This is a genomic window from Dyadobacter alkalitolerans DSM 23607 (genome assembly GCF_000428845.1).
Taxonomy (GTDB): Bacteria; Bacteroidota; Bacteroidia; order Cytophagales; family Spirosomataceae; genus Dyadobacter; species Dyadobacter alkalitolerans.
Genome location: NZ_AUAS01000004.1, coordinates 178,444 through 203,052 on the forward strand (window position 1 = coordinate 178,444; position 24,609 = coordinate 203,052).

The window sequence follows — 24,609 nt, forward strand, 5'->3', positions numbered from 1 at the left end:
AGGAAATCAGCGACCTTCGTATATGCTGCGTTGATGTCAATGACCCTGTTGCGGGTAATTGATCATCCAGTTGATCCCGAATTTGTCCCGGAAACTGCCGAAGTAATCGCCCCAGAAAGTATCTTCCAGAGCCATTTCAATTTCACCGCCCTCAGAAAGTCCCGCAAAAAGACGGTCTGCTTCCTCACGGCCATCGGTGAAAACGGAAATATATGCATAGTTGCCTAACTCTAATTTATGTCCCATGGAAGGGACTATGTCGGAGGCCATCAGCACATCGTCTTTGCCGATAGGAAGCGAAATATGCATCATACGGCCTTTTTCATTCTCAGGAAGCTGCTCGGCTCCGGGCATGTCCGACATGCGTTGAACCATCAGAAATTCACCTCCGAAAACGGATTTGTAAAAGTTGAAGGCCTCTTCGGCTTTGCCGTCGAAGTTAAGATAGGTGTTTAGTTTTGGCATGACGAAAAAATTGAAGGTTGATAGAAATTCGTATTAACAAACCAAAATTAGTGCGTTGCCAGAAACTGCATCGTCCGTAATAAGGACAATCGCAGGGGGAGGTTGGGACAATTGTGGAAGAAAGCATATATTAGGGTAACCAAGCCTTTTAGCTATGACTCATAAAACCTCCTGGGATACGCTCGCCAAAATCGTGACCGCTGCTGTGACTGCCTTGTATATCGGAATTTTTTTACAAGTCTTCCTGGGCGAAGACGAGATTTCACAGGGCTCAACCTACGTGATCGGAGTCATACTTATCCTTAGTTACGGCCTGGCCTTTGCATTCCGGCCGGTGGATTACAAGGTCACACCCAACGAGCTAATCATCCGGAGATCATTCGATAAAGTCGTGATAGCGCGCAGCAACATTGCGAAAGTGGAAGCGCTGGATAGCGACAGGTTGCGGTGGAGCCTTCGTACGTTCGGCGTAGGTGGGCTTTTTGGCTATTTCGGCAAATATTATCATCATAAAATCGGAAACATGACCTGGTATGCGACCAGAAGAAACAATGCTGTTCTGATTAAGACAGTGAAAGGAAAAAATATCATTATTACCCCAGACCAGGTCGATGCTTTTGTGGACGAATTCCAGATAGCAGGTAACGTATTGTCTTAGACGGTAATGATTAATATATTTGTTCTTCAAGTATTGAAAGAATATGGGAGAAGGACAGACAGTTCACCTCGCCGATGATGACGAGGATGACAGAATGCTGATTAAGGACGCTTTACAGGAAGCCAATCCCAATCTGACGGTTATCGAAGCAGAAAACGGCAAGGAATTGATTGAGAATGTTAAGGAGTCCGGCGACCTGTCTGAAACCGTCGTGCTTCTGGATATGAATATGCCCAAAATGAATGGTATTGAGGCAATTCAGGAAATCAGGGCAGAGCCGGGATTGAGCGAGCTGCCCGCCGTAATGATGTCCACTTCCAGCAATCCCGAGCTCAAAAAGAAAGCGCTCGCCGCAGGAGCAAATGATTTTATCGTAAAGCCCAACACATTCAAAGCCTTGCTGGATGTGGCAAAGAGCATCCTCACCCGATTTCTGGGGAAAAAATAAACTTATACTTAGCGCAACTTATTCGATTTCACCTTGGAACTCTTCGCTCTTCTATTTAACTTTGTTATGCAAAGTACTTTTTATTTTTAATCGAAATGACTACCGGGATGAAATGGTTTGTGAAAGAAGATTCTGTTGTACGTGAGATTTGGGGAAATGCAGATACGATCCTTTTCATTTTCGCCGGAGCCTCGGCTGAGTTCGCAGTTAACAAATCCGTGGACTGGCTGTATTTCACAGGAAAACTCCCGGCCGATCCGCTGGCGCGGCTGTTTTCGACGGTTACTTACTCCCGCCGGATCGTGTTTTCCGAATATCACGCAGCATTGCAAGCGATTGACCAAATCACGGCCATTCACCAAAAAGTAGAAAAGGAGCGGGGCGCACAAATCCCGGATTGGGCCTACCGTGATGTGCTGTTCATGCTGATCGACTATTCAATACGCTCATTCGAACTTTTGGAAAGAAAGCTGACACAGGGAGAAAAGGCCGAGGTTTTTGAAGTCTTTTACCAGGTCGGTTCAAGAATGGGTATTGGCGGCTTGCCGACCGATTATAAAGCATGGCTCATCATGAGAAAACAGCAGCTGACCGAAAACTTTGTCAAGAGCGCATTTTCCATTGATTTATATAAACAATACAAAAAGCATCTTGGCTTGCCGCGTTATATCATGCTCAAAGAAGTGCAGGTCCGGCTTGTACCGCAGCACATAAACCAACTGCTTTCCCTGGGAAGCTGGTCTGTCCTTAAAATGGTCCTACCAGCCTATAAAATTGCCCGCAGTTTTCACCTGCACCAGTTTGTCAAAGATTTGATCCTGCCCGCAAAATATAAAATGGAAATAGCAGGGCTGGACGCTCGCTGACATTGAAATTGCTTATAATATAGCGTCAGCGCAACATTACACAGGGTTAGCCGCAGCATTAAGCAAGTTCAAATTCTTGATCGCTTCTCCCATTGTGTTGTTGAAATAGGCATAAACCGTCTTTCCTTCCGCTATCCAATCCTGGACCTGCTCGCCCGATTCGTATAAAAAATCATCTTCATAGGTGCCCCGGTAGTTGCCCTGCGGGCCGTGAAAGCGCAGATATTTGAATGTCGAGTCCGATTCTGGAATGCCTGGTGCTGAGCCGGGTTTGTCATGCATGACGATTTCACAACCAAATTGTTCTGTCAGCTCAAAAAGCGCATCCTCATACCATGAGTCATGCCGAAACTCCAAGGCAAGATTCCAATGCTTGTCAGGATCGGCCGCAGCAATCGCAACCAGCAGACTTTCTAATTGCGGCAGCATGATCGCTTTCAGGCTGGGAGGGAACTGCACCAGCAGCGCACCTTTTTTGTCCCCAATGTTGTCGATCACCTCAACAAATCTTCTTACATCATCCGGGTTAAAAACAAGCCCCTTGTTGTGCGAAATCTCACGCCAGAGTTTGAAGGTAAATTTGAAGTCATCTGGCACTTGTAACGCCCAATTCCTGACTGTTGATGCCAGCGGAACCTTATAGAATGAACTATTGATCTCTATGCTGTTAAACATGGAGGCATAGTAAGTAAGGCGGCTCTTATCTTTGAATTCTTCCGGATAAAACTGCTTGTTAGGCACCGGCAGCATTAAGCCGCTGGTGCCTGCATAGAATGGGAAATAGGGCATATCAGTCATAAAGCCGGATTTGAAACCGCCGAACCCACATATCCAGTCGCACCTTATATGGGATACATGGCTAAATTATTTGTTGAAGCAAAACCTGCTACCAATTTTATACCAAACGTTATTGACTGCATATCCTGATCAGTTTCCTTACCAGAGCATCCGAAAACGCCGCAGCCATAACCATCAGTTTTCAGGGTGAGGGGTTGACGCAGTCGAAGGGTCGGTCCGATCTCCGCAAATGGCCGAATCTTGCCGGATGAAAAGGTGTATGTCACGAATTGTTTGGGTTTTACCATGACAGTAAAGTTGCCAAGAAAGTTGGAATAGTTTGCGCGATGTGCCCTTTCACATAGGAATGCCGGGCGCCTGCAAAATGCAAGTCAATTTATAGGACAAAATGTCGATATTTAATAAAAATTGATTGATCTGAAAACTGAAAAATGCATTGACATGAAAAACAAATTCATCTTAAAGGGTTTTGTAATGTTTACCTGCATGCTGATTGCCTTTGCAAGCCATGCGCAGGACAAACCGAAAGCGAGTCCGGCTAAGACGGCAACCGGAAAAGCAGGCGGTGCCAACATTACCATCAGCTATTCTGCGCCTTCGGCGAAAGGCCGGAAAGTGTTCGGCGAACTGGTTCCGTTCGACAAAGTATGGCGTGCCGGCGCAAATGAGGCCACGATATTTGAAACCGACAAAGACATTATGATTGAAGGCCAGAAACTCCCTGCTGGCAAATACAGCCTTTACGCGCTTCCCGGAGCCAATGAATGGTCCTTTATTTTCAACTCACAAACCGGCCAGTGGGGCATCAAACGCGGCGGCGAAACATCTAAAGACGCTTCCAAAGACGTCCTGACCGTAAAAGCCAAGCCAGCCAAAAGCGCTTCCATGGCTGAAACATTAGCCTACGAAGTAACCCCAACCGGCTTCCTCCTCCGCTGGGAAAACACCGAAGTGCCTGTTACCATCAAGTAATCCTACTGAATAGTAAAATCCCCGCAAACCGGAAGTTGGCGGGGATTTTTGGTTTTAAACTGTATTGCGCTCGGGTGAGAAAGAACGGCCATAATGTGCCTTTTGACTGGATTGAGAGTTCGTATCCCACCAATATAAATGATACATCCAACTGGTTCCGGAAATATTGCATCTAACGGAATGTTGCGAGCGTAAATGCGCGCGGATCAGGAAGTGCTATCCCTGAGGGAAGTGGGGAAAATGGGGGGCAGATGAATGCTTGTGGTGGGTTGATTCGAATGGCATGAGATTTGGACTGATGTTTAATGAGGCCCGGTTGGTGCCGGGACTGCAAAGGCAAATCGTCAACGGATTTGTAAATCATTAAACATTTTTAACTATGAAAAAATTATTATTGGCTGCCGCGCTGCTTATCTCAGTACAGTCAGCATTTGCCCAAAAATTTAGCATTGGACCAAAAGCCGGTCTGAACATCAGCAACTATACTGGCGGTGACATTGAATCGGATGCATTGGTAGGATATCACCTGGGTGGGATTATTAACTATGGTTTCGGAAAAGTATTTTCATTGCAGCCAGAGGTTTTATTCTCTACACAAGGAGCGAAAGTTGACAACGCGGGAAATAAATCAGACTTCAAAATTAGCTATGTTACCGTGCCTGTAATGTTTAAATTTAAAACAAACGGCGGGTTTTATGTGGAATTTGGCCCACAAGCGGGTTTCCGAACATCTACTAACATTCCTGATCAGACGATTAATAACTTCGCTAAAAACCTTGATCTGGCAGCAGCGGGTGGCATTGGCTATCATTCACCGATCGGACTGGGTGTGGGCGTTCGTTATATTGCAGGACTTTCCAAGGTTGGTAATTTCTCCGGCCAGAACATTGATCCTGACTTCAAGAACAGCGTAATCCAGGCCAGCATCTTCTGGGCTATTCCGTTGGTGAAATAAGACATCTTACCTTCTGAAAAGAATTTGACAGGGAATGAGTTTTGACTCATTCCCTTTTTTTGCGCCGTGTTTTTAACCGCTCTAAATTAGCGTCAGCGCTGGTTGAAATGAATTGGTTCTGATATTTTTGATTTTTGAACGATTCAAAAACACCCTTGCGCTCACTATGCAAATGATCCGTTACACTGTTCACAATGAAACAGTTCTGTACAATCTGAATGATTACATTAACCTTCTCCTGGAAGCGAAAGTATTGCACCCTGCCATGCCACAGCTCAGGAAGAGTCCTAAGTCGGGGAAAACGCCGATGCAGATCGTTTTGGAAAAATTAGAGAAATTCGAACCCATGTATTACATGCGCTACAACCACGATTTTTATGTGAATTGGGTGCTGTTTGAATATTTCTTCCGGCCATTGAAGCCGTTGCTGGTTAATGTTGCAGACTGGCGTGATGATGACAGCATTTTTAAACAAACACAGCTTTTCATCAACGAATCAACGCTTAAATCCCAAAAGAAAAGCGGTGCTCAGGCCGCTTCCTACTTCCAGAAAGTCACCTTGAAGCTTGCCGCCAGCAACTGACATCTCCATTCAACGCTTCCGAATTAAACCTTCCTGTATACCACCAAAGATTCGCTGAATAGTGATCTTAGGTTGGCATAACCGTACAAATGCTGTTCACTATCGGACATCGTTTGCAAAAGTTTTATGTATAACTATTTAACTTACAGTTACTTATTGTGAGTGTCGCTGGCTGGCAGTGTTTTTTACCGGTAACATTGGTCTCAGGAAGACATATTTCCCTGTTTTTCTCTGCCCGGCATCAAAACCTTTAAGCAAAAAACCATGATTATAACCTACGTAAAAATCGCCTGGCGGAACCTGTTGAAGAACAGCTTTTATTCGCTTATTAACTGCATTGGTTTGTCGGTAGGACTTGCGGTCGGGATTTTGATTTTGCTTTGGGTGCAGGATGAGCTTACTTATGACAGTTTTAACAAACAGTCGGAAAGCATTTATAAGCTTGAAAACCGCGTGGGCACCGGCGCCAGCCAGCAAATTTGGACCGGGACGGTTGCACCTATTTCTGAATTTGCCAAAAGAGAAGTTCCCGGCATCAAGGATGCAGTAAGGATGACTTATAATGGTGCGTATACATTGTTCAGATACCAGGATAAGGTCTTCAATGAAGAAAACACCTTCTTCGCTGACCCGACCTTATTCTCGATATTCGATTTCCGCCTTATTCAGGGGAACCAACGCAAGCCTTTTCTTGATAACCATTCTGTAATCCTGACTGAAACCACTGCCAAGCGCTATTTTGGGAATACAAATGTTGTTGGCAAATCAATAGCTTCCGATACGACCCAATTTACAGTGACGGGCGTTGTGGCGGATTTTCCCGAGAATTCAAGCATTAAGGGAGACATGATCTTTCCCATTTCGCTCAGGTTCAAAGACCGTTACCCGGCGGTCACAGACGGCAAAACGCAGGACAACGATTTTCATGAATTTGATTACACCACCTACTTTTTGATTCAGCCGGGAAAAGATGTCCAAAATATAGCGAACACGCTCCGCAACATTCACTTGCGCAACAAGCCCGACGATACAGACCTTACCTATCTTTTACAGGCATTGCCCGACGTTCATTTATATAAGTCCGACGGCAGCGAGCAGGGCATTGAAACGGTCAGGATGTTCCTGATCGTGGCATCACTTATTCTGATCATTGCATGCATCAATTACGTCAATCTTTCCACAGCCCGCTCGCTGCTGCGTTCCCGCGAGGTGAGCATGCGGAAAATTATCGGCGCGGCGCGTACGCAGCTTTTTGTGCAGTTCCTGATAGAAACAATTCTGCTGTTTTCGCTATCGACATTGGTGGCCATCGTTTTAATGTATGTCCTCATGCCATTTTTCAACCAGATTTCTGGCAAAAAATTGGTGCTCGATTTCGTTAAACCGCATATCTGGCAGGTTTTAGGCGTAACCATCACAGGCACGCTGGTCGCTTCCAGCATTTATCCAGCATTACTGTTATCTTCTTTCGAGCCGCTTAAATCGCTGAAAGGCAAGGTCTCTACCGGACTCAGCGAATCAATGTTCCGCAAAACGCTGGTGGTGATACAGTTTACAGTTTCCGTTGTGCTTATTGCAGGCACATTGATCATCAGCAAGCAGCTTAAATATATCCGTTCCAAGAGCTTAGGTTACGACAAAACGCACGTTCTCTCGTTCTATATGCGGGACTTGCCAAGGCATTATGACGTGGTTAAAAGTGAATTACTCAGCCAGCCGGGCATAACGGACGTCAGCAGGTCTAATTTCAATGTGGTCCAGATCGGCGGGCAAACGGGAAGCAGCAACTGGGATGGAAAAGAGCCCGGCGAAACCATGATGATCCGGTTTATGAGTGCGGATAAATCGTTTATTCCATTCTTTAAAATGCAGTTGAAAGAGGGCGCCAACTTTACAGACAAGCCATCCGACACCAAGCATTATATCCTGAACGAAACGGCCGTAAAAACGGCACGGATCAAGGACCCCATCGGCAAACGTTTCAAGCTTTGGGACAACGAAGGGACTATTATCGGTGTGGTTAAGGACTTTCATTTTGCGTCGATGAAGCAAAAGATTGAGCCGGCCGTTTTTGTTTATGACCCGGGTAATATGAGTCGTATTTATATAAAAACGACGGGTAATGATGCCCAGAAGGCGATTGCAGCCGCAGAGCAGGTTTGGGTAAAATTCAATGCAGATTCCCCGTTCCAATATGCTTTTCTGGACGAAGCATTCAACAGTCTCTACAAATCCGAAGAGCAGACAGGCCTGTTATTCAACATTTTCGCTTCCATTGCGATTCTTATTTCCTGCCTGGGATTGTTTGGACTGGCCACTTACACCGCACAGGTCCGCAGGAAGGAGATCGGGGTCCGCAAAGTTTTAGGATCAAGTCTGGCCGGGATCGTTCAGCTTTTGGCAAAGGATTTTGTCAAGCTGGTCTTCGTGGGGATCATTATTGCTACGCCAATTGCCTGGTATGCTATGGATAAATGGTTGAAAGATTTTGCTTATCGGATGGAAATGCCCTGGTGGGTCTTCGGTTTCGCCGGTCTGCTGGCATTGGTTATCGCCCTGCTGACAATCTCTTTCCAAAGCATTAAGGCGGCACTAATGGATCCTGTAAAAAGCCTGCGCAGTGAATAGGCCTTTTTAAATATTGTTTTAAAAAACAGATTATGGAATCGACATACCTATCAAGTGTAGTAAAGCAATTTGAATACTACAAAATGCTGGGTGAGAAGGCGATGATGCAGCTGCCCGACGAAGCGCTTTTCTGGCGATATAATGCGGAGAGTAATAGCATTGCATTGATCGTTAATCATATTGTTGGAAATATGCTGTCGCGCTTCACCGATTTCCTGACAAGTGATGGCGAAAAACCCTGGCGCAACCGGGACGCAGAATTTGAGGATATGTTCGCGAACCGCGAAGAGCTGTTGACTTACTGGAACAAAGGGTGGGATTGCTTGCTGAATGCATTAGGCGAACTCACGGAAGCAGACCTGGAAAAAATTGTGTATATCCGCAATGACGGGCATAGCGTTGTGGAAGCCATCAACCGCCAGCTCGCACATTATCCCTATCATATCGGACAAATTGTATTCATTGCTAAAATGGCTGCCGGTGAAAAGTGGGAAGCTCTTTCAATTCCACGGAATAAATCCAATGATTACAATGCACGCAAGTTTACTAATGAAAAGTCCGTCCGCCATTTTACGGATGATCTTTAAATAAATACTATTACGGAGATCCAATCGCTTACCAGTTCAGGATAGAGCGCCTGGGGGCGGGCCTCCTGCGGGCCTGGAATTGTCTTTGGGAAGCGGTACGAATTCGTGATTGTCGGCCGGGGGTAGAATAATCCGGCCCTGTTTCCAATCCTCTTTTGCCTGTTCAATCCGTTCTTTCCGGCTGGAAACGAAATTCCACCATATGTAGCGATCACCCAAATGTTCGCCGCCCAGCATCATGAGTGTGCTGCTTTCCTTGGCAATGATCAACGGGTCCACGCCTTTTGTAAATACAATCATCTTACCGGCAGCGTAAGCGACACCATTCACTTCCACACTGCCCCTTACAATGTATATGCCCCGCTCGCTATGGCCGACCGGCAAGCCAAACCTTGCGCCCTGGTCTAAAACCACATGGAGATAAAACAATGGAGAACTGGCACTGACATTGCTTTTTAAACCATAGGCATCGCCTGCTATCAAGCGCATCCAGATCCCTTTTTCCGTAAATACCGGCAGCTGATCGGCCGTGTAATTTTTAAATGCAGGTTCCGACTCTTCGTCTTTTTCGGGAAGCGCCACCCACGTCTGGATCATTTCAAGTTCGCCGCCAGCCAGCATGGCGGGATCCTCAAAGCGCTCACTATGCGCAATGCCTTTGCCCGCAGTCATCCAGTTAACTTCACCAGGTTTGATAACCTGTTCTACACCCAGGCTATCCCTGTGCGTAACATTGCCGCTGAACAGATAGCTCACCGTGGAAAGGCCAATGTGTGGATGTGGCAGGACATCCAGGTTTGTTGCAGTGGGTGTGGGCAGGTTAACCGGCCCGCCGTGGTCCATAAAGATGAACGGCCCCACCATTCGCCGCAACTGATAAGGCAGGATGCGCTTTACTTCAAAACCCGGGACAATTTCAGCACTTCGTGAGTCAATGACGATATCTAGCATAAACGAAATTATAAAATAATGTCAAAGCGAGGGATTCCGGACGTGCGAAGTTGTGGATTTGGGTGAAAAATTTCACTTCGCAGGCTATATGGCACGGTATTCGTAGGGAACTAATCAAACAAACTAAACAAAAATATGGCACTTACAGAAAATGCATCTGGCGTAATTAGTGATCTAATTGAAATTAACAATGACCGCGTTGCTGGTTTTGAAAAAGCAATCGCAGATATTAATGATGAAAATATCGACCTGAAACACCTTTTTGAAGAGTATGCTCAGCAGAGCCGCAAAAATGTTCAGGAATTGTCCGCTATCGCTGGTTCAGCTCCACACCTGGAAGATGATATGAGCGTAAGCGGAACATTGCACCGCGCATGGATCGATGTGAAAGCATTGTTCGGCGGCAGCGACCGCGCTAGCATTCTTTCCGAAGCAGAGCGTGGCGAGGACGCAATCAAAAAAGCTTATCAGGACGCATTGAACGGAAGTGTTCCATTGCAATCTGCTGAAATTATCAGGATCCAGGCTCAGGGCATCAATGCTGCCCACGATAAAATTAAAGCTTTGCGCGATATTGCAAAAGCTTAATTAGCTGATTATTAAAAGAGCTGCTTCGAAAGAAGCAGCTCTTTTTGTGTACTAACAAATCCGTGAATCTCAAACCTTTATCACTCATATGGCAAAGAAAAACCTAAAAGCCAGCTACCAGAAAATGCTAGAATGGAACCAGTATCGGGCAGAAGAAAATTCAGGATCACTTAAAAAGCTCCTTCAATTGCTCTCAGAACTGGACCGCGAGTCGGAAGCTGACGAGACCTATGAAAAAGATATCGATGATTTGGAGTCACTGAAATTTATTTATGAAACCGGCATCAGAAAATTTGAAAGCCAGGTCGATAAATATAAGGCGCTTATTGCCCAACTTCCATGAGAAGCCGGGCATTTGCTGCTCATCAGGACTTCGATTTTACCAGGGAAACAACTTTCTTAAATCCTGTAAAGACCAGGAAAGCAGCGAGCCCCATGACCAGCCCAATTCCAAGTTCTTTAACAGTAGCCGGAATTCCTGGGAAAATATGATGGAAATATTCAATATTGTGCGCGAAAATTCCTCCGGAAACCAAAAGCAATGCAACCGTTCCAACAGCGCCTAAGATCTTGATAATCACCGGAAGCGCCTGCACAAGCAAATTGCCCAGTGCATTAAAGAGGCCCTTACCTCCTGATCTTTTAATGAGTTTATGACCGGCGTCGTCCATGCGGACAATCAGCGCTACAATTCCGTACACGCCAACTGTTGCTACCAGGGCCACCGCGGCAACCGTCAAGATCTGGATCGTCAGGTTTTGCTCCAAAACACTGCCCAGGGCAATGATGACGATCTCCACTGATAAAATAAAGTCAGTAGTGATTGCAGATTTAACTTTCGTCTTCTCTACATCAGTTCTCGCGATTGTTTCTCCCTGTTCCGTTTCTTTGATAACCGAATGTTCTTTTTTGGGATGATGGAAAAAGTATTCGATTATCTTTTCAACACCTTCGTAAGCCAGGTATAGCCCGCCCAAAATAAGGACGTAACTGATCGCCGCTGGCAGAAACACATTGAGCAGCAATGCTATGGGGACAATGATGAGCTTGTTGATCAGCGAGCCTTTTGTGATCGCCCATAAAACCGGCAATTCCCTGTCAGACAAAAAACCGGTAGCTTTTTCTGCATTTACCGCTAGGTCGTCCCCCAGGATCCCCGCTGTTTTCCTTGTTGCTACTTTCGTTGCCAGCGCAACGTCATCCATCAGAAAAGCGATATCATCTAAAATTGCAAAGAAACCGGACGCCATATTGATATTTAAATTACAAGATTTATTCAAGACCGGTCTTCACCGTCAGGATTTGTTAGATCACCTTTTTGATGCTAATAACAGGCTAATGTAATTTAAAATATTATACCATCATGCCAGCAGGATGCATTGCAACGTGCAAGGGGCGACTATTTTTCGTCGGCCGGAATATGTTTCCAGCGGTCATGCGACCAGAGCCAATGTGCAGGTGCGCGGATGATGTTCTTTTCCAGTAAGTTATAGTAGCTGGCCGTAATGTTCAGGGGCTGGCTCTGTGAAGAATGGTCGGAAACGAGGTGGAAGGTGTAATCGTAATGAAAACGCGCCTTCTTAATGCATTCAAGATATACTACAACGGCATCGGATACGACGGCCAGCCGCTCGGCGCCGATCTGGGCAGAAGTTTTCTGGCCCAGGAAACTAACGAAGTGCTTCCCGCTGGCAGGCGCCGGACGCTGGTCTGCGATCACAACGACCAGCGATGGCCGTTTGAGCTGTTTCAGAGCCGACAATGCACCGCGGTAAAAGTATTGTTTGGCAATCAGGTTGACACCAAAGAATGACCGCATTTTAAGCAGTTTGGCATTGAGCCAGTGATTGGATACAGGCGTGAAAGCAGTAAAAACTTTAAATTTTACGACCTTAGGCAGATTGATCAGATATTCCCAGTTGCCGTAATGTGAAGCCAGCAAAACAACATTCCTGTTATCGCTGTAAAAATTTTCCAACAGCTCCGGATTTGTGTAGTTAGCGAGCTCTTTTCGCCTTTTTGCACCTATAATCATATGCAGGAACGGTTCGACGACAAGGTCGCTCAGATGCCGGTAATAATGCTTAATAAACACTTTTATCTGCTGCTCTCCGCGCACGGGGAAAGAGCTCGACAGGTTTTTCCGGATTACGTCATACCTGTATTTAAGTACATGGAAAACAATAAAGTAAACCATAGCTGATAATGCTCCCGCTATGGTGAGCAGTGAGTTAAAGAAGGCAGAAGTAAGCCATTTTTTTATAGGCTTAATGAATTCCATATGTTGTAAAGGGATTGACTTTTTGCATTGTATTGCTTTAAGAACATTATTCGGGACAGCTATGTTTCCTTTTTTTACTAAAGATAAAATGCGATGTCCCGAAAAACGCATTTCTTGCATCAGAATACGACTTGCTGATTATGGACCACCCTTCTGAAAAACCATTCGAAAATAACGATCATCTGATCCTGGAACGGGAGCGGAAAGTGCTGCAGGAAATCCAGAAAAGCGAAAGAGAAAAGTCGTTTTTACTGGATTTTAGCAATGATATGACTGCCGTCCGCACGAAAGAAGAGCTTGCAGCGGTGATCAAAACAGCATTGCGAAAGCTGGACCCGCACGGTGGTTACGTGATCCGGTGCAAGAATCCGGACGGGAAAACGATGTCTGCTTACTTACACGATCCCGGATCATCAACATTTGATCCGGCTTTAATGGAAAGCGTGCTGGCGGAAAAGCACCCCATCGAGGATGGGCTGCAGAACCGCATCTTGGAAAGCAGCATTCCTTTGTTGTTCAATGTCGAGCGGGAGCTGCGCCGGGGAAACAGGCTATCGTATCTCAAGCTTTGGAAAAATATGAATTTCAAAACGATGGTCGGCATTGCGCTGCGCAACCATAACAGCAACATAGGGTTGCTTTGGCTAAGCATTGATGAGATAAATATCCCAATTCTGCAAGGGATATGCGCGCAGATTTCCACAGCCATTTCCAATATCATAGCCAATGAACAGATATTGCATTACAAGCGGCAGTTGGAGGAAGAGAATGATTATCTCAAAGAGCAGCTTACCAGTAGTTTTGCGGAAATCGTGGGCAGCGGCAAAGCCATGCAGGAAGTGTACCGGTTGATTTCGCTGGTATCGAACACCAACTCCACCGTATTGCTCCTTGGTGAAACAGGAACAGGCAAGGAGTTGATAGCCAGGGCAATACACAATGCGTCGCCGCGAAGTAAGAAGTTGATGATCAAGGTTAACTGCGCCGCAATGCCTGCCAGTCTGATCGAAAGCGAGCTGTTCGGGCATGAACGCGGCGCCTTTACAGGTGCTGTGGAACGGCGAATTGGGAAATTCGAGCTGGCCGATCACAGTACGCTATTTCTGGACGAAATTGGTGAAATGCCGCTCGAAGCCCAGGTGAAATTACTGCGGGTGTTGCAGGAAAAGGAAATGGAGCGGGTAGGGGGCAAAAGCACCATCAAGCTCGATGTTCGCGTCATTGCCGCAACCAATCGGGATCTGGAAGCAGAAGTGAAGGCAGGTCGTTTCCGTTCCGACTTATATTACCGCCTCAATGTTTTTCCCATCAACCTGCCGCCATTACGTGACCGCGTAGAAGACATTGAAAACCTGACCGGTTTTTTTCTATCCAAATACAGTAAAAACGCAGGCAAAAAAAGCATGCGTATTTCGGCGAATGCATTACGGCAATTGCAAAGCTATCTATGGCCGGGAAACGTCCGTGAACTCGAACACCTTATCGAACGCAGTGTGCTGCTTGCAAACGGTAATGTGATCAGCGAGGTGTTTTTGTCACCAAGCTCCAATGACAACAGCGAGTTGGCCGAAGCGCTTGCCGTCCGTTCGTTGGAGGAGATGGAACGTGCTTACATAATCCAGGTCCTCAAACGCTGCAAAGGGAAAATCTCAGGACTAGGAGGCGCCGCAGAAATATTGAAGATCCCTGGAAACACGCTGCATTCCAAAATGAAGAAACTGGGCATTTCCAAAGCCGAATACTACGGCGAATGAGTGCTGCCTGATTTGTGGCGTAGTCAGCTGCACTTTATTTAGTGAGTTACATCGTGTTTTCACTTTATTTAGTGAAAATAAAAAATACTAATTTCCTTTAATAGGCTGAAATACAGATGATTAAGTTTTTGGCATTATATATGATACTTACATAGTGTTTGCAAGACTTTTAAACACTAAAATTTCAAGTTATGAAAATTGTAATTATTGGCGGAACAGGGTTAATCGGTTCAAATGTTGCCAAAAAACTTCGCCAGCTCGGCCACACAGTTATAGCGGGATCTCCTTCAACCGGCATCAATGCATTAACGGGGGAGGGCCTTTCTGATGCGCTTGAAAATACAGATATAGTTATAGACTTGTCCAATTCAACTTCTTTCGAAGAAGGCCCTGCGATACAGTTCTTTGAAACCGTGGGTCGCAATATCCTTGCCGCAGAAACCAGTGCAGGTGTAAAACATCACTTGATACTTTCTATTGTAGGCACGCACGTAATGGGCAGTATGGGTTATATGCGAGCGAAGAAAATCCAGGAGGACCTGGTTCAAAAGTCAGGTGTTCCTTATACCATCATTCGAAGCACGCAGTTTCAGGAATTTGTGCCTACCATTACAGCCGGCTCTACTTCCGGTGACGAGGTCCATATTTCAACCGTCGATTTTCAGCCCATTGCTGCTGAGGACGTTGCAGCATTTGTTACGCAATTCGCCCTGTCCGAGCCAGCCAATACCATCGTGGAAATCGCTGGTCCCGACCGCGCTTTCATGAGCGATTTTGTTGCAAAATATTTGGATAAATCCGGAGAAGAGAAAACCGTTGCGGTGAATGATCGAAATGAATATTTTGGAGTGGTGATTCCTAAATCTGCATTGGTTCCGGAAGGGACTGCAAATCTGGGCAAAATTCATTTCAGCGATTTTCTGGCTTCGCTGGCGGTTAAAGCCTAGCATTAAGCTAACGGATGCTACTTTGGTTTAGTATCAAAAAAAGTGAGCCGCCGGTTTTAAAACCGGCGGCTCTTTTAATGTTCGACGATTAAGCCGGGATTTTTCTTGGCTTTTCACGTTCCCAGAACCTGTGCTGGGAAATAGCCAGAATAAATTTATCCGCTAGCTGATCAACGTCATCCAAAACAACTAACCCTTCTTTCAGGATAGTTGCATCATCATAATCAGGCGGAAGTTTTTTGCTGAAATAAGTCGCTTCCAAAACCTGGATCGCTGAAAGATCGGAAGCAATTGGCTTACAATGTTTAAACGCCTCATTCAGGAAATGGACTGCGTCTGCTTCTGCCTCAATGCTGGCGACGCTGTTCGTTCCGCCGGGCACATATACGGCATCGTAAAGTACAGATGCTGCTGTCAAGAATGTATGGTCGACAGGAAGTTTTGTATCACTTTCGGTCACAATATAATTGTGACGTGTTGAAATGATTTCCACAACTGCCCCGGCGGACACGAGTGCATCTCTCACGGTCGTTATCGACTTCTCGTCCACACCATCAGCAGCAAGAAACGCTATTTTACGCGTTTGAATGCTGTCTTTCGGCGTATTAACCATACTCAATGCATCCGAAATCGTAACCACCGATTCCTTCATTACTGAATCGTAGTCGGCCGGATCACCGTCTGCGGGTATGCTATGGTTAATCGGAAGTTCCGGATCCTGAGGTACATGCACACGAAGCGCAAATGCAACTTCTGCTGCAAGACCTTTGTCGATCAGCGAAAGAATGCCTACCATCCGCTGACGGATCTCAACAGTCTTCACTTTTCCCAATTCAAAGCTAAGTGCGTCCACCATGTGGTTTTTTTCGGGATCAGACTGGCTGTCGAAAAACAATTTAGCCTGGCTGAAATGGTCGAAGAAGCTTTTGCTTCTTGCCCGTATTTTTTTAGCATCAATCCTTTCGGGATAAGAAGTAAAACCACCTTCCGACGCCTTAGCCTGAGCAGGGAAACCGCCGCCAATTGTGTTCGGATTGTAGCTGGATTTACCTCTGTTGATCGTCTGGCGCATAAACCCGTCACGCTGATTATTTTCAACACGAACGATCGGCCGGTTAATGGGGATCTCCTGGAAATTAGGACCGCCCAGACGCAGCAGCTGCGTATCTGTATATGAGAACAACCTGCCTTGCAAAAGCGGGTCGTTGGTGAAATCAATCCCCGGTACAATGTGTCCCAAATGGTATGCAACCTGCTCTGTTTCGGCAAAGAAGTTGTCAGGATTGCGGTTTAGGGTCATTTTACCAATGCGTTGCACCGGAACGAGTTCCTCGGGAATTATCTTGGTTGGGTCCAGCAAGTCGAAATCAAACTTAAACTCATCTTCTTCCGGAACAATCTGCACGCCAAGTTCCCACTCGGGGAAATTGCCGGATTCAATCGCATCCCATAAATCCCTTCTGTGGAAATCAGGATCTTTCCCTGAGATCTTTTGCGCTTCGTCCCATGCAACGGAATGCACACCCAATAGCGGCTTCCAGTGGAATTTTACAAAATGTGAAACGCCTTCCTCATTGACAAAACGGAAAGTATGGACGCCAAAACCCTCCATCATCCGGTAACTGCGCGGTATAGCACGGTCGCTCATCAGCCACATAATCATGTGTGCAGACTCGGGCATCAGAGAAATAAAATCCCAGAATGTATCATGAGCTGACGCAGCTTGCGGTATTTCGTTGTCTGGCTCAGGCTTAACAGCATGGACAAGGTCCGGGAATTTGATGGCATCCTGGATAAAAAACACAGGTATATTATTGCCTACGAGGTCAAAATTACCTTCCTGTGTATAAAACTTTACAGCAAATCCCCGAACATCACGGGCAAGGTCCGTAGAGCCTTTGGAACCGGCAACGGTTGAAAACCGGACAAATACCGGTGTCTCGATGGATGTATCATTCAGGAAACCAGCCTTGGTCACGGCGGACATCGGCTCATAAACTTTAAATACACCATGCGCACCAGATCCACGCGCGTGAACAACCCTTTCAGGTATACGTTCGTGGTCAAAATGCGTCATCTTTTCGCGAAAGATAAAGTCTTCCAGCAACGTTGCACCCCGGTCTCCCGCTTTAAGGGAATTCTGGTCATCGTTGACCCGAAGCCCGGTGTTGGTGGTCATGAACTCTCCGGTACTATCGGTTGTATGGGGCGCCAGGCTTGCCTTTTTATCGTTTTCCTGGTTGGCATTAGAGCCCTCAGATTCTTTATTATCTATCATAAATATTCGTTGAAGGTTTTAATTAAGCTTCCTCGGAGGCCTTGTAATTGACATCATTTTCAGCAACCTCGGTCAAAAGTTGATCGGCCAGTTTCTCCTCTTCCAGTGTTTTGGCAAGAATTTCTGCCACATCTGTCAGGTTCAAAGTGCTTGCCAGCTGCACCAGGCCGCCATAAGTAGCAATTTCATAATGTTCCACTTTCTGAGAAGCCAGGATAATCCCAACGTCGCGGGTAGCGGTTCCTTCATCGGTGCTTTCAATAATTCCTTCCCCTTCTTTCGAAAGACCTTCCATGGCATCACATTTTTTGGCAATCGCATCCACACCCAGCAAGTCGAAAATCACGACTAACCGGCTTACATGCTCAACAGTTTGTTCAAGATGCTGCTCAATTGTAGAAGCCAATTTTGGCGAGGTGGCAGACTTGATCATTTTTGGAAGTGTCTTAACTAAATGATTTTCAGCCCAGTAAATATCCCGAAGACTGTCCAGAAACAGCTCCATCAACGCCGGCTCAGCGCCTGCGGAAGTTTTTGTTTTAAATTTTGGCTCAGAGCCTGTGCTAGCGTCCATATGTTATTGTCGTTAGTTGAGCCACTATTATAGCAAAACCCGTACCTGTTCAAGGATTGTTTTAAGAATAGCTGTTTTTTATTTAGTATGACATTCTAAGCAAAGTAATTTGAAGTTTTGAACAAAATGAGCGCGCACCGAACCGGGTAATTTTGTCCTATCACTTTTAAATAGAAATGACATGGGACAAAACAATGATCAGGGAGCTTTGCAACAGCCAATCGGCTCGGGCTTTCATGCAACATCAACTGCAAACGACGTAATCAAAGGAATCGACCTAAGAGGAAAAATCGCCATTGTAACTGGCGGCAACACGGGTATAGGCCTGGAAACCACCCGGGTTCTGGCCGCAGCAGGTGCTACGGTGATCGTTCCGGCCAGGGACATAGAGAAGGCCCGGAAAAATCTCGAAGGCATTCCGAATGTGGAGTTGGGGAAAATCGATTTTATGGATCCGGCTTCGATTGATGCATTTGCCGAAAGTTTTATGGCAACAAACCGGCCGCTCCATATATTGATCAACAATGCGGGCATTATGTGGGTGCCTTTACGCCGGGATATCCGGGGAATAGAATCACAGCTGGCAACCAACTATTTAGGTCAATACCAACTCACCGGGCGGTTGTGGCCAGCGCTCAAAGGGGCCAACGGCGCACGGGTCGTTAACGTATCATCGCTTGGGCATCAGATGGCACCGTTCAATTTTGAAGATCCTAATTTCCTCCATCGCGAATATCAAACCCTGCAGGCTTACGGGCAATCGAAAACTGCCAGTAACTTATTTACGCTGGCGCTCAATAGCCTGGGTGAGCAGTTTAATGTGCGTGCGTACTCGTTACATCCCGGCTCTATACACGGCACGGAACTGGGCAGGGAAGCCTCTATGGAATTATTTCAGCAAATGGGTTTTATGGATTCAGCAGGTAATTTGTTACCGGAAGTTTTAGCAACATTGAAAACGATCCCGCAAGGTGCAGCAACCACCGTTTGGTGCGCTACCAGTCCAATGCTCGAAGACATGGGCGGCGTGTATTGCGAAGACGCCGATATAGCCAATCTCAGCCCGGAAAGAGATTCAGGGCAAAGTGGTGTCAAGGCCTATTCGTTGGATATGGAAAGTGCCGGGAAATTGTGGGTGTGGAGCGAACAGGTAACCGGCATCACATTCGGCGCGCAGGCTTCGCTTGTGCAATCGTAAAGCTTGTCAGGGCGGGGAGCGGAAGCTACCCGCAACTATTGTTTTTAGTTGATTATTATTACATTCAAAATCTCATACATGCCGCCCAGGCATCGGAGGCTCGCTTATATGGATCACATTTCAAAATACCTGACCAGGGAGATCAAGCTTTCCAGTTATGACGACAAGCTTTTCAAATCGGACCTTATGTTCGAGGATCATATGCTGATTTGGTTTATTTCAGGTGAAACCAAAATCATACAGGCGGACACAACCTATTATTTTAAAACGGGGGACATTTTTCTGATTCCCAGAAATGAGCTGGCGACCATTGTAAATTATCCCAAAAACGGACAACCGCACAAAACAGTGGTTATGCATTTGTCTAAAGAGCGGCTCAAACGGTTTTACGAAAAAATTGAGATTAATAAAACGAGCAGACCGCAACGGAAGATTTACAGCTTTACCAATCACCCGTTTCTGGAAAGTTGTCTGGCCTCTTTAATTCCTTACTTTGATGTGACCGGCCAATTTCCTGAAAGTATCGCCACTTTAAAAATTACTGAAGCCATTACCATTCTGAGGGAAATTGACAAAACGGTTGACATTGTGCTGGCAAACTTCGATGACCCCGGAAAAATCGACCTGATTGATTTTATGCAGCGCAATTTTATGTTCAATATGCCGATGGAAAAATGGGGTTATCTGACGGGCCGGAGCTTGTCGACATTCAACCGGGATTTCAGGAAGTTATTTCAGGTAACTCCGCAAAAGTGGCTGACGGATAAAAGGCTCGAACTGGCACATTATCAATTGGCAGAAAAAAAGAAAAAACCCACAGAAGTGTATCTCGAAGTTGGTTTTGAGGATCTCTCCCATTTTTCTTTTGCATTCAAAAAGAAATACGGTATTGCACCTACACAGTTGCTACATGTGACACATACCCCTGCCTCTTCCTACCGTCCCGACATTGTTACTTCATAATGCCTTCGTTTTTTAGCCTTGTATTCCGTCGGCAGCATGTTGAACTTGGCTTTGAATGATTTGGCAAAATAATTCGGCGCGGTAAATCCCGTCATGTAGGAGATCTGTGAAATGCTCAAATCACTGTTTTCCAATAGTAATGCTGCCTTTTCAAGCTTGATAGAGCGGATGAACTCGATGGGCGTTTGTCCGCTCATTTCAAGGACTTTGCTGTATAATGTTCCCCGGCTCATGCCGACGTGCTTGCTGAGATTTTCCACGCTAAGCTGGGCAGTGTGCAGGTTGTCCTCAATGTAAGACAGCATATCTTTCAGCAGCTTTTCCTGGCTCGATTCCATTTGCGGCGCTTCACCCGACACCTGGATGTGCCGCGAGTAAACGCCTTTGAGAAGCCGGTTAAGCAGGATCAGATTGTTGATCTTGGCATTTAATATCTCAAAATTAAAGGGTTTGGTCAGATAATCATTCGCTCCGGAATTGAGGCCTTCCAGCTGCTGCTGCTCACCTGTGGAAGCCGTCAGAAGAATGATAGGGATGTGTTTGGTGCGCTTGTCGGACTTGATTTTCTGGCTCAAAGCAATGCCGTCCATTTCGGGCATGGCCACGTCGCTTACAATCAGTTCGGGATGGTGGCTCAGCGTTTTTTGCCAGCCTTCTTTGCCATTGCTCGCTTCTATAACATGATAGAAGGGCATCAGGCTTTCTTTCAGATAATGTCTGAATTCGTCATTGTCCTCAATAATCAGCACATTGGACGGATCTTCCAGATTGGCCTTCTCTGATTTAGCAAAGCCACTTTCCGTTTCATTCAGCGTTTTGGGCGTTGAGGCAGGCTGTTCGGTCAGGGGAATAAGTTGTTCTGCAATCGGCAACTCTACTGTAAACGTGCTGCCTGCGCCAGGCTGACTTACAACATTTATTTTTCCCTGGTGCAACTGCACAAACTCGCGCACAATGGACAAGCCAATGCCGCTGCCCTGGTTCAGAACCGTCAGGTCCGTATCGCTCTGGAAAAACCGGTCAAAGATCTTTTCGTGCTGATCCTCCGCAATGCCTATTCCGTTATCCGAAATGTTGATTTGAAGCCAGTGCTTTCCTTCAACATCCGTTTGCTGCTGAACATTCAAAGCCACTTCGCCGCCTTTTGGCGTGAATTTAAATGCATTGGAAAGCAGGTTAAACAAAACCCGTTCGAGCTTATCTGCATCGAAATCCATCGCTAGCTGATCCGGCGCACTTTCAATTTTAAACTGAATCCCCTTACGGATGGAAAGATCACTGAACTGGTCGCAGGTGTCTTTGATAAACAGAATAATGTCCCGGCGTTTCAGGTCGAGCATCACTTCCTGTTCCTGCATATTTTTGAAATCCAGCAACTGGTCCACGAGGTTCAGCAGCCTTTTCGCATTGCGCTTAATGGCATTGACCGGCGGATGCAGCTCGGTGGATCTGGTCTTGACGAGCAGGTTGTCAACAGGAGCAAGGATAAGCGAGATTGGTGTCCTGAACTCGTGGCTCAGATTGGTCAGAAACTTGATTTTCATCCGGTCCAGTTCCTGCGCACGCTCCACTTCCGCACGCTGTTGCTGCTCTTTAAATTGCCGTTGCAGCTTTTGAATGCCGCGCCGCCGCATATAGTATACAATCGCGAATGGCGCGAGAATGTAAAAAATGTATGCGTAAATGGTCAGGTAAAAAGGTGGTTTCACAATCACGGCCACCGACTTGGTCTGCGGACTCCAGTTAATGCCGTCACCGCTGGCCTGCACTTCAAAAACGTATTTGCCCGGACTCAGATTCGTATAACTGGCAAAGTTGGTAAGCCCTGTTTCGTTCCATTCCGACTGCATGCCCACCAGCCGGTGCCGGTAATGCATTTGTTTTGGATTAGTATAATCGAGCGCGGCAAAACCGATCGAAAAATTCTGTTTGTAATCCAGGCTGATGGTCCTGGCAACGGCAATATCAGCATCAATAAAGTTCGAATCGGCGGGTGTAATGCTGCGATTACCAATTTTCAGGTCTTTTAAAATGATCGGCGGAATCCGTTTGCTGTCAGGCAAACTCCGTGTGTCGATGTAGTTGAACCCTGCAATGCCGCCGAAAAAAAGCGTGTTATCAGCCGCGCGAATACCCGATCCAAGCACGAATGTCCGGTCCTGAATGCCGTTATAAGAGGTGTAATTGATGAATTTTCTGTTTTTCAAATCAAAATAGCTAATTCCCTGGTTGGTACTGACCCAGATCCGCCCCTGCGCATCTTCCAGCACTTTGTTGACAATGTTACTGGCGAGCCCTTCCTTTGACCCATAAGTTGAAAACTTCCTGGTACGCAGGTTGTATAACGCCAGCCCTTCACCCGATGTGCCCGCCCAGATATTCCCTCTGCTGTCTTCCAGAAGAGAAAAAACAATGTTGCTGGGAAGTTCGCTGCTTTGCTTGTCCAGCAACAGCGTTTTCTTCGTCACCGGATCATACACAGCAATGCCGGTGCCGTGCGATGCCACCCAGAGTTTGCCTTTACTGTCCAGCATGAGATCACGGATATAGCCATTCAACGGAATGCTGCGCTGCAAAACGGGAACCCCCGCATCGTGAAATCTGGTAAACCGTTTCGTTGCAGGATCAAACAAATGCACACCGCCACCATTCGTGCCCACCCACAACTGGCCGGACTTATCTTTTTCCAGGCAGAAAATCTCGTTGTTACTCAGGCTGGACGAATCTTTTCCCCTCATATACTGGGTATAAGCGCCCGTTTTGGGGTTAAACTGAAAAAGCCCGTCCTGAAAGGTCCCGATCCAAAGCTCGTCGTCCGCAACCAGTTCCAGAGTCAGAATAGCAAGCCCGGACGCTGCATTCTTGTTTTTTGGATTAATGGGAAATTTCCTGAACAGATTGGTTTGCCGGTTATAAAGATTTAACCCGCCGCCGTCGGTGCCTACAAAGAGCTCACCCGATCCGGTCTCGGCAAAGGATGTGACAAATGGCGCGCTCAATCCGTACGGGTCATTCACATCCGACCGCTTCAAGCCAAAGATCGCCAGGTTTTTATCATATTTATTGACACCTCCCTTATATGTGCCAAGCCAGCAAATGCCCTCATTATCAATGAGTATGCTTCGTATTGATTTGTTGCTTAAACTAAACTGCGTCCTTGCATCCGGGCCATAGCGCGTAATGTTGCCGCTTCGCGTATCCAGTATATTCAGGCCGGCATCCGTGCATATCCATAGTTGATAGGCGTTTTCCCAGGTAACTGCAAACACCATATTGGTGCTCAGGGAATTCCTGTTATTGGGGTCATATTTAAACTGCTTGATAATCTGCCCGTTAGCGTTGAGTTTGAACACACCGCTGAATGTGGCGGCCCAAATGTTCCCCTCGCGGTCTTCAACAATAGACTTCACCGTGCGCGCACCGGCTTCGTCGGGCAGCGATTGCAGATAATTGATATATTCCTCACTTTTATCAGCCGGATCCATTTTGAACAATCCATTCCTGGATCCGATCCACACCCTTTTTTTGCTGTCTATCGCAATGCCGAGGATCATTCCTTTGGAAATCTGGTCAGGCATGTTGGGCCTGGATGCGAATGTGCTGATCTGATGGCTTTCCGGGTCCACATTGATCAGCCCTGCCGTGGTGCCGACCCAAAGTTTTCCCGTGGCATCGCTGGTGATGCTCGTTACGCTATGCGGAGACGGAATGATTTCAAATGAATCTTTTCTTCTGTTATAAAGGTGCAATCCGCCTTCGATAGTGCCAACCCAGATCCGGCCTTTGCGATCCTGGTGCAGGCAGGAAATATCATTGGATCTTAGTGAGGAGGAATCCTTTTTATCATGCCGGTAAACGAGCACATCCGTGCCGTCGAACCTGCTCAAACCATCGTCCGTTCCGAACCACATCAGTCCATACTGATCTTTCAGAATGGCCGTCACAGTGTTTGATGACAACCCGTCTGTTGATGTCAGCGACGTAAACTTGGGCTCAGCAGGCTGCGCCCATGCTGCAAATGTCGCTGCACAGCATGCGATTATCAGGCAGATAAAACGGAATGTGAGAAGAATCTCTGAACGCATTGATATGATAGGGTTAAAAACAGAGCCCGA

At 46.4% G+C, this 24,609-nt stretch carries 22 protein-coding genes; 14 read left to right on the plus strand and 8 right to left on the minus strand.

Annotated elements, in window-relative coordinates; all coding sequences use genetic code 11:
* Positions 1 to 36: 36 nt before the first annotated feature.
* Positions 37 to 465 carry a VOC family protein gene (locus tag G395_RS0109245; RefSeq protein WP_026629791.1) on the minus strand — a complete coding sequence of 143 codons (429 nt, stop codon included), beginning with the start codon at positions 463 to 465 and terminating at the stop codon, positions 37 to 39.
* 154 nt (positions 466 to 619) lie between these two features.
* On the opposite strand from G395_RS0109245, the gene G395_RS31060 reads away from it, so the two are divergent.
* The 3 genes from G395_RS31060 to G395_RS0109260 all read left to right on the plus strand — a co-directional run bounded on the left by G395_RS31060 (position 620) and on the right by G395_RS0109260 (position 2,437).
* Positions 620 to 1,123, plus strand: coding sequence for a PH domain-containing protein (locus G395_RS31060; protein ID WP_051350086.1), 504 nt, complete (start codon positions 620 to 622; stop codon positions 1,121 to 1,123).
* Positions 1,124 to 1,166: 43 nt separating this feature from the next.
* Positions 1,167 to 1,571 carry a response regulator gene (locus G395_RS0109255; RefSeq protein WP_026629792.1) on the plus strand — a complete coding sequence of 135 codons (405 nt, stop codon included), beginning with the start codon at positions 1,167 to 1,169 and terminating at the stop codon, positions 1,569 to 1,571.
* A 95-nt stretch (positions 1,572 to 1,666) separates the two neighbouring features.
* The gene (locus G395_RS0109260) at positions 1,667 to 2,437 is read left to right on the plus strand and encodes an oxygenase MpaB family protein (protein WP_229204100.1); all 771 of its coding nucleotides are present in this window, start codon (positions 1,667 to 1,669) and stop codon (positions 2,435 to 2,437) included.
* A gap of 36 nt (positions 2,438 to 2,473) precedes the next feature.
* Here G395_RS0109260 and G395_RS0109265 read toward each other — a convergent pair whose 3' ends face one another.
* Positions 2,474 to 3,235, minus strand: coding sequence for a DUF72 domain-containing protein (locus G395_RS0109265; protein ID WP_051350087.1), 762 nt, complete (start codon positions 3,233 to 3,235; stop codon positions 2,474 to 2,476).
* Positions 3,236 to 3,676: 441 nt separating this feature from the next.
* Between G395_RS0109265 and G395_RS0109275 the strand changes: the two genes are divergently transcribed.
* From G395_RS0109275 to G395_RS0109300, 5 genes are all read left to right on the plus strand, one after another.
* Positions 3,677 to 4,207 carry a DUF2911 domain-containing protein gene (locus tag G395_RS0109275; protein ID WP_026629796.1) on the plus strand — a complete coding sequence of 177 codons (531 nt, stop codon included), beginning with the start codon at positions 3,677 to 3,679 and terminating at the stop codon, positions 4,205 to 4,207.
* Positions 4,208 to 4,586: 379 nt separating this feature from the next.
* Entirely contained in the window at positions 4,587 to 5,162 is a 576-nt protein-coding gene (locus tag G395_RS0109280) for a porin family protein (protein ID WP_026629797.1), read from the plus strand.
* Between the two features lie 172 nt (positions 5,163 to 5,334).
* On the plus strand, positions 5,335 to 5,745 hold the full coding sequence (locus G395_RS0109290; RefSeq protein WP_157486631.1) for a hypothetical protein: 411 nt from the start codon (positions 5,335 to 5,337) through the stop codon (positions 5,743 to 5,745).
* Positions 5,746 to 6,009: 264 nt separating this feature from the next.
* Positions 6,010 to 8,373: an ABC transporter permease gene (locus G395_RS0109295; RefSeq protein ID WP_026629799.1), complete on the plus strand. Its 2,364-nt coding sequence runs from the start codon at positions 6,010 to 6,012 to the stop codon at positions 8,371 to 8,373.
* Positions 8,374 to 8,405: 32 nt separating this feature from the next.
* A complete protein-coding gene (locus G395_RS0109300; protein WP_026629800.1) occupies positions 8,406 to 8,960 on the plus strand; it encodes a DUF1572 domain-containing protein in 555 nt (184 codons plus the stop codon).
* Between the two features lie 36 nt (positions 8,961 to 8,996).
* On the opposite strand, the gene G395_RS0109305 is transcribed toward G395_RS0109300, so the two are convergent.
* The gene (locus tag G395_RS0109305; RefSeq protein ID WP_026629801.1) at positions 8,997 to 9,911 is read right to left on the minus strand and encodes a pirin family protein; all 915 of its coding nucleotides are present in this window, start codon (positions 9,909 to 9,911) and stop codon (positions 8,997 to 8,999) included.
* Between the two features lie 135 nt (positions 9,912 to 10,046).
* Between G395_RS0109305 and G395_RS0109310 the strand changes: the two genes are divergently transcribed.
* Both G395_RS0109310 and G395_RS0109315 read left to right on the plus strand, forming a co-directional pair.
* On the plus strand, positions 10,047 to 10,499 hold the full coding sequence (locus G395_RS0109310; protein WP_026629802.1) for a ferritin-like domain-containing protein: 453 nt from the start codon (positions 10,047 to 10,049) through the stop codon (positions 10,497 to 10,499).
* An 88-nt stretch (positions 10,500 to 10,587) separates the two neighbouring features.
* Positions 10,588 to 10,842 (plus strand): hypothetical protein, encoded by a 255-nt coding sequence (locus G395_RS0109315; protein WP_026629803.1) that lies wholly within the window; start codon positions 10,588 to 10,590, stop codon positions 10,840 to 10,842.
* Between the two features lie 22 nt (positions 10,843 to 10,864).
* Here the strand turns inward: G395_RS0109315 and G395_RS0109320 are convergent, their stop codons facing one another.
* Both G395_RS0109320 and G395_RS29035 read right to left on the minus strand, forming a co-directional pair.
* Positions 10,865 to 11,749, minus strand: coding sequence for a DUF808 domain-containing protein (locus G395_RS0109320; protein ID WP_026629804.1), 885 nt, complete (start codon positions 11,747 to 11,749; stop codon positions 10,865 to 10,867).
* A gap of 149 nt (positions 11,750 to 11,898) precedes the next feature.
* Positions 11,899 to 12,780 (minus strand): lysophospholipid acyltransferase family protein, encoded by an 882-nt coding sequence (locus G395_RS29035; RefSeq protein ID WP_051350088.1) that lies wholly within the window; start codon positions 12,778 to 12,780, stop codon positions 11,899 to 11,901.
* A gap of 140 nt (positions 12,781 to 12,920) precedes the next feature.
* Here G395_RS29035 and G395_RS0109330 point away from each other — a divergent pair, with 140 nt between their 5' ends.
* Positions 12,921 to 14,534 carry a sigma 54-interacting transcriptional regulator gene (locus G395_RS0109330; protein ID WP_084439523.1) on the plus strand — a complete coding sequence of 538 codons (1,614 nt, stop codon included), beginning with the start codon at positions 12,921 to 12,923 and terminating at the stop codon, positions 14,532 to 14,534.
* Between the two features lie 191 nt (positions 14,535 to 14,725).
* Positions 14,726 to 15,481: an SDR family oxidoreductase gene (locus G395_RS0109335; RefSeq protein WP_026629806.1), complete on the plus strand. Its 756-nt coding sequence runs from the start codon at positions 14,726 to 14,728 to the stop codon at positions 15,479 to 15,481.
* Positions 15,482 to 15,569: 88 nt separating this feature from the next.
* Here the strand turns inward: G395_RS0109335 and G395_RS0109340 are convergent, their stop codons facing one another.
* Complete coding sequence (locus tag G395_RS0109340; RefSeq protein WP_026629807.1) at positions 15,570 to 17,759, minus strand: catalase; 2,190 nt, start codon at positions 17,757 to 17,759, stop codon at positions 15,570 to 15,572.
* 22 nt (positions 17,760 to 17,781) lie between these two features.
* Positions 17,782 to 18,333, minus strand: a complete 552-nt coding sequence (locus G395_RS0109345; RefSeq protein ID WP_026629808.1) for a YciE/YciF ferroxidase family protein — start codon at positions 18,331 to 18,333, stop codon at positions 17,782 to 17,784.
* Between the two features lie 181 nt (positions 18,334 to 18,514).
* Here G395_RS0109345 and G395_RS0109350 point away from each other — a divergent pair, with 181 nt between their 5' ends.
* Together G395_RS0109350 and G395_RS29040 are read left to right on the plus strand one after the other, a co-directional pair.
* Positions 18,515 to 19,531, plus strand: coding sequence for an SDR family NAD(P)-dependent oxidoreductase (locus tag G395_RS0109350; RefSeq protein WP_026629809.1), 1,017 nt, complete (start codon positions 18,515 to 18,517; stop codon positions 19,529 to 19,531).
* A 78-nt stretch (positions 19,532 to 19,609) separates the two neighbouring features.
* Positions 19,610 to 20,494 (plus strand): helix-turn-helix domain-containing protein, encoded by an 885-nt coding sequence (locus tag G395_RS29040; RefSeq protein WP_229204104.1) that lies wholly within the window; start codon positions 19,610 to 19,612, stop codon positions 20,492 to 20,494.
* Here G395_RS29040 and G395_RS0109360 read toward each other — a convergent pair.
* Complete coding sequence (locus G395_RS0109360) at positions 20,467 to 24,579, minus strand: hybrid sensor histidine kinase/response regulator transcription factor (RefSeq protein ID WP_026629810.1); 4,113 nt, start codon at positions 24,577 to 24,579, stop codon at positions 20,467 to 20,469. The two genes, G395_RS29040 and G395_RS0109360, sit on opposite strands and share 28 nt — an antisense overlap.
* Between the last annotated feature and the right edge of the window lie 30 nt (positions 24,580 to 24,609).